The following is a 283-nucleotide window of genomic DNA, read 5'->3' on the forward strand; positions in this document are numbered from 1 at the left end:
CAGCGCGGGAAGATGTCCTGGCAGACGAATACCGAGACGCGGCCAGAAAATCAACGTTCCCAGCGTTACCACGCCAATGGCGGCATCGCCAATATTGACGGTGGGCAACGCCATAAACAGCGCGCCGACTTTCTGCAAATAGTGCTCTGGCACATGGGCCATCTGCAGACCAAGAAAATCTTTAATCTGCATGGTACCGATGGTAATACCAATCCCTGAGGTAAAACCCAACGTGACCGACACCGGGATATATTCAATCAATCGCCCCAGTCTCGCCAGGCCG

Annotated in this window: 1 protein-coding gene; it reads right to left on the bottom strand. The window is 54.1% G+C overall.

Features of this window, described 5'->3' with window-relative positions:
* On the bottom strand, positions 1-279 hold a 279-nt coding region (locus tag J4G32_RS21365), incomplete at its 3' end, for a SulP family inorganic anion transporter (RefSeq protein WP_343232699.1).
* Between the last annotated feature and the right edge of the window lie 4 nt (positions 280-283).

It is taken from the genome of Microvirga antarctica (genome assembly GCF_017921815.1).
GTDB classification, from domain to species: domain Bacteria; phylum Pseudomonadota; class Alphaproteobacteria; order Rhizobiales; family Beijerinckiaceae; genus Microvirga; species Microvirga antarctica.